5 protein-coding genes are annotated in these 5,823 nt (G+C 33.1%); 4 read left to right on the top strand and 1 reads right to left on the bottom strand.

All coding sequences use genetic code 11. From position 1 onward, the window contains the following. Nucleotides 1-7: 7 nt before the first annotated feature. The 3 genes from ACFVSH_RS18155 to ACFVSH_RS18145 all read left to right on the top strand — a co-directional run bounded on the left by ACFVSH_RS18155 (nucleotide 8) and on the right by ACFVSH_RS18145 (nucleotide 2,301). Nucleotides 8-577: a recombinase family protein gene (locus tag ACFVSH_RS18155; protein ID WP_387707180.1), complete on the top strand. Its 570-nt coding sequence runs from the start codon at nucleotides 8-10 to the stop codon at nucleotides 575-577. A 281-nt stretch (nucleotides 578-858) separates the two neighbouring features. Then, nucleotides 859-1,539, top strand: a complete 681-nt coding sequence (locus ACFVSH_RS18150; protein ID WP_387707178.1) for a hypothetical protein — start codon at nucleotides 859-861, stop codon at nucleotides 1,537-1,539. A 297-nt stretch (nucleotides 1,540-1,836) separates the two neighbouring features. Next, nucleotides 1,837-2,301 (top strand): hypothetical protein, encoded by a 465-nt coding sequence (locus tag ACFVSH_RS18145; RefSeq protein WP_387707176.1) that lies wholly within the window; start codon nucleotides 1,837-1,839, stop codon nucleotides 2,299-2,301. A gap of 413 nt (nucleotides 2,302-2,714) precedes the next feature. Here the strand turns inward: ACFVSH_RS18145 and spoVB are convergent, their stop codons facing one another. Further along, the gene (spoVB, locus tag ACFVSH_RS18140; protein WP_387707174.1) at nucleotides 2,715-4,247 is read right to left on the bottom strand and encodes a stage V sporulation protein B; all 1,533 of its coding nucleotides are present in this window, start codon (nucleotides 4,245-4,247) and stop codon (nucleotides 2,715-2,717) included. Nucleotides 4,248-4,793: 546 nt separating this feature from the next. On the opposite strand from spoVB, the gene ACFVSH_RS18135 reads away from it, so the two are divergent. Beyond that, a complete protein-coding gene (locus tag ACFVSH_RS18135) occupies nucleotides 4,794-5,822 on the top strand; it encodes a hypothetical protein (protein WP_387707172.1) in 1,029 nt (342 codons plus the stop codon). Nucleotide 5,823: the final 1 nt, after the last annotated feature.

Below are 5,823 nucleotides of genomic sequence, written 5' to 3'. Positions count from 1 at the left end.
ATACATAATGGCTATTATTGGATATGGACGTGTTTCAACTAAAGATCAGGACTTGGCTTTACAGGAAGAGAAGTTAAAAGAGTATGGTTGCGAGAAGATATTCATGGAGAAACAAAGTGGTGCTAAATCTGATAGGGAAGAACTTGCTAAGGCGTTGGACTACTTGCGTGAAGGTGACAAGCTGGTTGTTTACAAGTTGGATAGATTAGCACGTTCCACCTTTGACCTACAAAAGATTGCTAAGGATTTAGTAGAACGTGGAATAGCTTTAGTATTCATCAAAGAACAGATTGATTTTAGTACACCATCAGGAAAGCTAATGTTTACTATGCTGGGTGCTATTGCTGAGTTTGAACGTGATTTAATCAAAGATAGAACCACTGAGGGACGTGAAAGGGCAAAGGCACAGGGAAAACATATGGGGAGGAAAGGGAAGGACGAGAAGGACGTTAAGAAGGCTTTAAAGCTGTATGATGAAAGAGAATCGAATGGATTAAGCGTTAATGATATAGCCAAAATGACAGGCGTTCCACGTTCCACTATTTACGCTAAAGTGAAAGAGATGACTAGCAAATAGCTAATCGTCTTTTTCTTAATGAACTAAAGGGGCAGGTTAGTTGCATAACAAATATGGGCTATTGTGGTAATCTTAGGTTGTAGAGGGGTGACTAAATAAATTATTTCTCTTTATTAACTTTTGTAGAGTGTGCTGTGATTGTGGAATCATACTATTTTCGTATAAAAAAATATACAACTAAAGGGAGGGATTAAATGGATGTTGAAAGTCTGATAAAGAGGAAAATAACAGTCACATATGTCACGACAACGATTACTTCTATTATCTTAGCTTATTTATATATGGCTGGCGGAATTAAGGTGGGAACTCCCTATAATTTAGGAGGTGAATTTTTAGGCTGGTTATCTATATATAGTATGTATGTGGGTGCAATTGTCTTGATTTATGGAAACCTGGTTTCGGTAGGCATAGAATATCTACAAAAAAAATGGTTTATTAAACATACATGGCTTTACGTTTTGTTTCATGGTTTTTTCGGTTTATCAAATGGTTTGTTTTTTCAGGAAACGACATTAGCATTAGCCGGAATGGTAGTTGCTTTATTCTATGCTTTTATTGATAGATGGCTATATGTTAGAGCTAAAGTTCAACTGAGTACAAAGATGTTTTTTCTTTTCCCTGTCTTAGCATGTGGTTTGCTATCGGGATATTTTCAGATAATATCAGAACCTTTGCCACCCTTTTCAATGGAAGAGGCTGTTGAATTTGCCACTGCTGGTAATGGTACTGTTACTGATGTTTTCCCTGAAAATGTTGGCAAATGGGATGGAATGATTGACGGTTATCATGTCGAGAGGGAAACATCTGCAAAAGAAATAGGAAAAGAAAAGTATATCATTACTTTTACTGAGAGATGGGACAAAGGAAAGGAAAAGGGTTCCTGGTTCTTTTCGTATGAAGTAGAACGTGGAACTTTATCCGCTAATGGTGGTGAGGGGGGGGACCCTCCATACTATAAATAAATGATTGGAATCTCCCAAACTCTTTTAGCTATTTGTCTTGTCTTTAATATCATACTGGATGATATGCTTGTAAAATTCTCTAACTAAATAAAGGTTGCTGCGACAACCTTTTTCCTTAATGAACTAACGGGTGCGTTAGTTCTATAGGATTAAGATTTTTGACACCGTTCCCATTATGCGAACGGTGTTTTTTGAAAAGCTTGAGAATGGTTTGTAAGGGGGGAGTTTACATAATCATTTTACATAGGAACCCATGTTATAATAGAATTTTTTATGACATCATAAAGGGGATAACATATGTACATTTGGAATATAAAAGGTCTTGTTCAAGCTTTAAAAGAAGGAAATCTATCTAATAAATCTAAAAGATTCTATAAAGTAATTGGTATTTTTTTATTCGCTTTAGCATTATTAGCATATCCGGTATTTTTTGTGACTGAACAGTTCAATACCTTAGACATCGTTGACATGTTCAGTTATTTGGTTATCAATCTTGTTGGAATTTATATGGCATATACGATAAATCAACGAGGAGATGGGAAGGAATTTTGGTTTCGTTACTTTAGTTTATATGTCCCACTGGCAATCCGTTTTATTGTTCTTTTGTCGGTGATAATGATTGTAGGATATACCGTTCTCTCACTTATTGACCCTTCAATTTCTTTAGATGAGACTAATTGGTTCGATCTCATCACTTCTATAGGGACAGAAATATATATTAATATTTTAATGTTCAGATATATTAAAATCATAAATAGATAATCTGATCTGTATATCATATACAAATCTAGTTGACATAAAATTAATTTTATTCAGGATTTTATACAACCTTGATGTAGCAAGGGTTTGCTAGCTTGTAAAACTCATATAACAGACCTATTCTTTGCATACTAAAAGGTGCGTTAGCGAAGATCATAGCTGTCTTTAAGACAGCTTTTTCTTTATGGAACTAACGGTGCAGCAGTCCTGTATTAACTAAAAAGTTTGTGAAGAAATCTACTTAAACTAACGGGTGCGTTAGTTCATTAAGGAAGTTGTTTAAACGACTTTATTTCTGTTGATGGTTAAAGAAAATTTTAACACCGTCTGAATAATAGGACGGTGTTAAGTGTTTTTTATAAAAGCAAAATTAAACAACTGTATTGTCACCGATCAGTAAGTTAGTTAAATGTATGCTACTTATGCAATTTTTTGAAATTAATGATCTTAAAAAAAAATAGAAATAGTAGATAACTAAGCAAGGAAATCGTTAAAGATATAACCAATATCACGATTGAATTTGTAGTCTCATTTTGAATATATTTAAATGTAATTAATCCACCGTACCCCATAATAATACCGGATAAAATAACTTTGATAGTATCGATTAGGTTTAAATAAAACCCAATTAATTTTTTAATTGAAAAGAAATGAAGGGATGTACCTAAGGTCAATCCTATATTTAAAGATAGGGCGAGTCCATAAATCCCTAATTCAGGGTTTGAAGCAAGAAAGGCTATAGAAATTAAGGATATTATTGAAGCCACTAAATTATTTATCATGACAGTATTCGCTTTTCCTAAACCAATAAGTACTGCTTGAAAGGGAGTACGGAAATAGTGTAATAGAAAGAATGGCCCCATGATTTTAAGAAAAGTACCTGCTTCTGGTGACTTATATATCAGAGTCGTTAAGGGCTCTGCAAAAACGTACAAAATGATTGTCCATGGAACACCTACAATCAAAGCTATGTTAACAGCTTGTTGAATTCTTTTCTTAATAAGAAGGTGATTATTATTCTCTTTCGATTCACTAATGGCTGGTACTAAAGCTACTGATAAAGAATTAGTTACAAAACCCGGAAGAAGCATTAGAGGTATAGCATATCCCATTACAATACCATATTGTTTGGTAGCTAAAGCCGTTCCAATACCGGCCAGAGCCAAACTTTGTGTAATCAGAATGGGCTGAATAATTCCTATCAAAGATTGTATTAAGCCGTTTCCAGTTGTCGGCAGACCAGTTTTAAGTAAATCGAAGAAAACTTCCTTACCTTTGCTGATCTGTTTAATAAATGAATGGTGTAATTTGAATTTTTTATGTTTTGACCATTTAAAAACAGAGAATAAATATAGTAGAGAAAATCCTTCTCCAATAATGCCACAAAGAACTGCCCCAGCTGCAGCATATTCGATTCCGTAAGGAAGTAGCCACTGAACTAGAAAAAATATAAGCCCAATTCTAACAACTTCAATTACTTGGGATAGCGCAATTGGCGTCATGTTTTGTTTGCCACGGAAATATCCTTTTATGACTGAAGAAACTGCCACAATAGGTACTATCGGTATAACGGCAAGTAAAGAATAATAAGCTCTTTGATCTGTTAAGAAATGTGAAGATAATGCCTTAGCACCGAAAATTGCAATAATCATTAAAATAAATCCTAATAAGCTAGTAGTTACTAATGATACAACCAGGATTTTTTTTACACGTCTATAGTTTCCCTTTATTTCAGCTTCAGCAACCAGTTTAGATATAGCTATGGGAAGTCCTAACGTAGTTAATGTAATTAAAAGACCAGTAACAGGCATTGCCATCATGATAAGTCCGACGCCTTCAGGACCTATTACATTTGCTAATACTATTCCGTTGGCGAATCCCAATATCTTTGTAATGAATGCGGCAACTGTTAAAATCATAGTTCCTTTAAAAAGAGTTTGTTTAGTCATCAATTATTCACCCTTTATCTTGTCCATATTTGAATATATGCATGATAAAGGTAAACTAGCTTTTTATTTTTCTTTTTGTAGAACTAACGGGTGCTTTAGTTGATAAAGGCATGTCGAACGAGTATTTGTGAAAAGTGAATTTAAATAATAAAAAAGCCTACGATCCTTGCTGTTCAAGGAAGTAGGCTTTTTTTACTTTTACTTGCTTAATAGCTAATTGTTTTTTATATAGCTTTGAATATAATTGATTATTCTGTTTAGTGCTATTAAATTTGTTTACTTTATAATAAAGTCCTTTAAAAAATAATAAAGTTGTTTCATTCTTCTTGGAGCCGGCAGAAAAATGCGGATGCCTGACCAGCAAGGACATGGGGAAGGTCAGATAGAATTGTGATAACTTTATTGTCTTATTTTAATAAATCCCTTTTCAAATTTTAGAGCTAATGAAAAATATTGCTTGTGCAAGTCAAGGTATGAGATTCTTATTTATAATAACAATACTAATGGATAGCTTCTCAATAATTTTAAATTGTAAGGGTGGGCTACATGGAAAATAAAAAATCAGCAAGAGAAAGATTTTTAGATAGATTCTTTGGAGGAGTGGAAGATTGGGATAAATATTTGACAGATTCAATATCTCAGGAAGAAAATGCTTATGACTATGAATATGGATTAAAAATACTAGAGGTACAAGAGCAATTTGGTAATAGAACAAATTCAGAATTAGGGAGAGAAATGTGGTACAGTAATGACTTTTTTATTAATAGTCTAATTCTGAATTTTATTACAGATGCAGAAGATGATCTAGTTACAGAACTAAAACAAATTTATGTTGGATTGCTTGGTATTCGGGAATTCAATGCAGAAGCAATGGAAATGATTGAGGAATCTGAAGAATATTTAATTACAATGAATTTTGAAATAGATCAACAATTAACTTATATTTCTACTTTGTTTTCATACTATATTTATGGTATGTATATTCCAGATGAAGAAAGGGATGAACTATACCCAAAAATGGTAGATAGTTTAAGAGATTTGGTAGACAAAGAAGCCCTAATGAAAAAAATTTCTAATCAAATACCATATGATGATGTTCCGGTAGATTATGAATCTCCTAGATTACATATAGCAACTGATTTATTTGTAGCAAGTATGTCTTTTGTATTAGGACATGAAATTGGTCATCACTTCTTAAATCATACAGGGTCGAACGGAAGAAACATTATATCTAAATTCATACCGACTGATGTTACTTTTAATCAATTGCATTTAGATGAATTTGCAGCTGATAATTTTAGCTTTGATTTATTAATTAGAGGGATGAAAGAAAAAAACGCTAACACATTATTTGCTCCGTTAATGGTAATCTTTATGTTGGCCATATATGATAAAACCCCTGAGGAATCTAGTCAAACTCACCCTTCTTTAAGGGATAGGTATCTAAACCTATTAAGTAAAGTGTCTGAACAAGATGAAAAACTAGCATTGAGTCTTCAATCAATCATGAATGAATTAGCTTCATGGATTAATGATATTTTAAAAGGTCATGGGAAAACAGAATGGTGGAGATAAA

Source organism: Peribacillus sp. NPDC058002, from assembly GCF_042886655.1.
GTDB classification, from domain to species: Bacteria; Bacillota; Bacilli; order Bacillales; family DSM-1321; genus Peribacillus; species Peribacillus aracenensis.
Note: the sequence above shows the minus strand (reverse complement) of the source record. Positions and strands in the feature narration are given on the sequence as shown.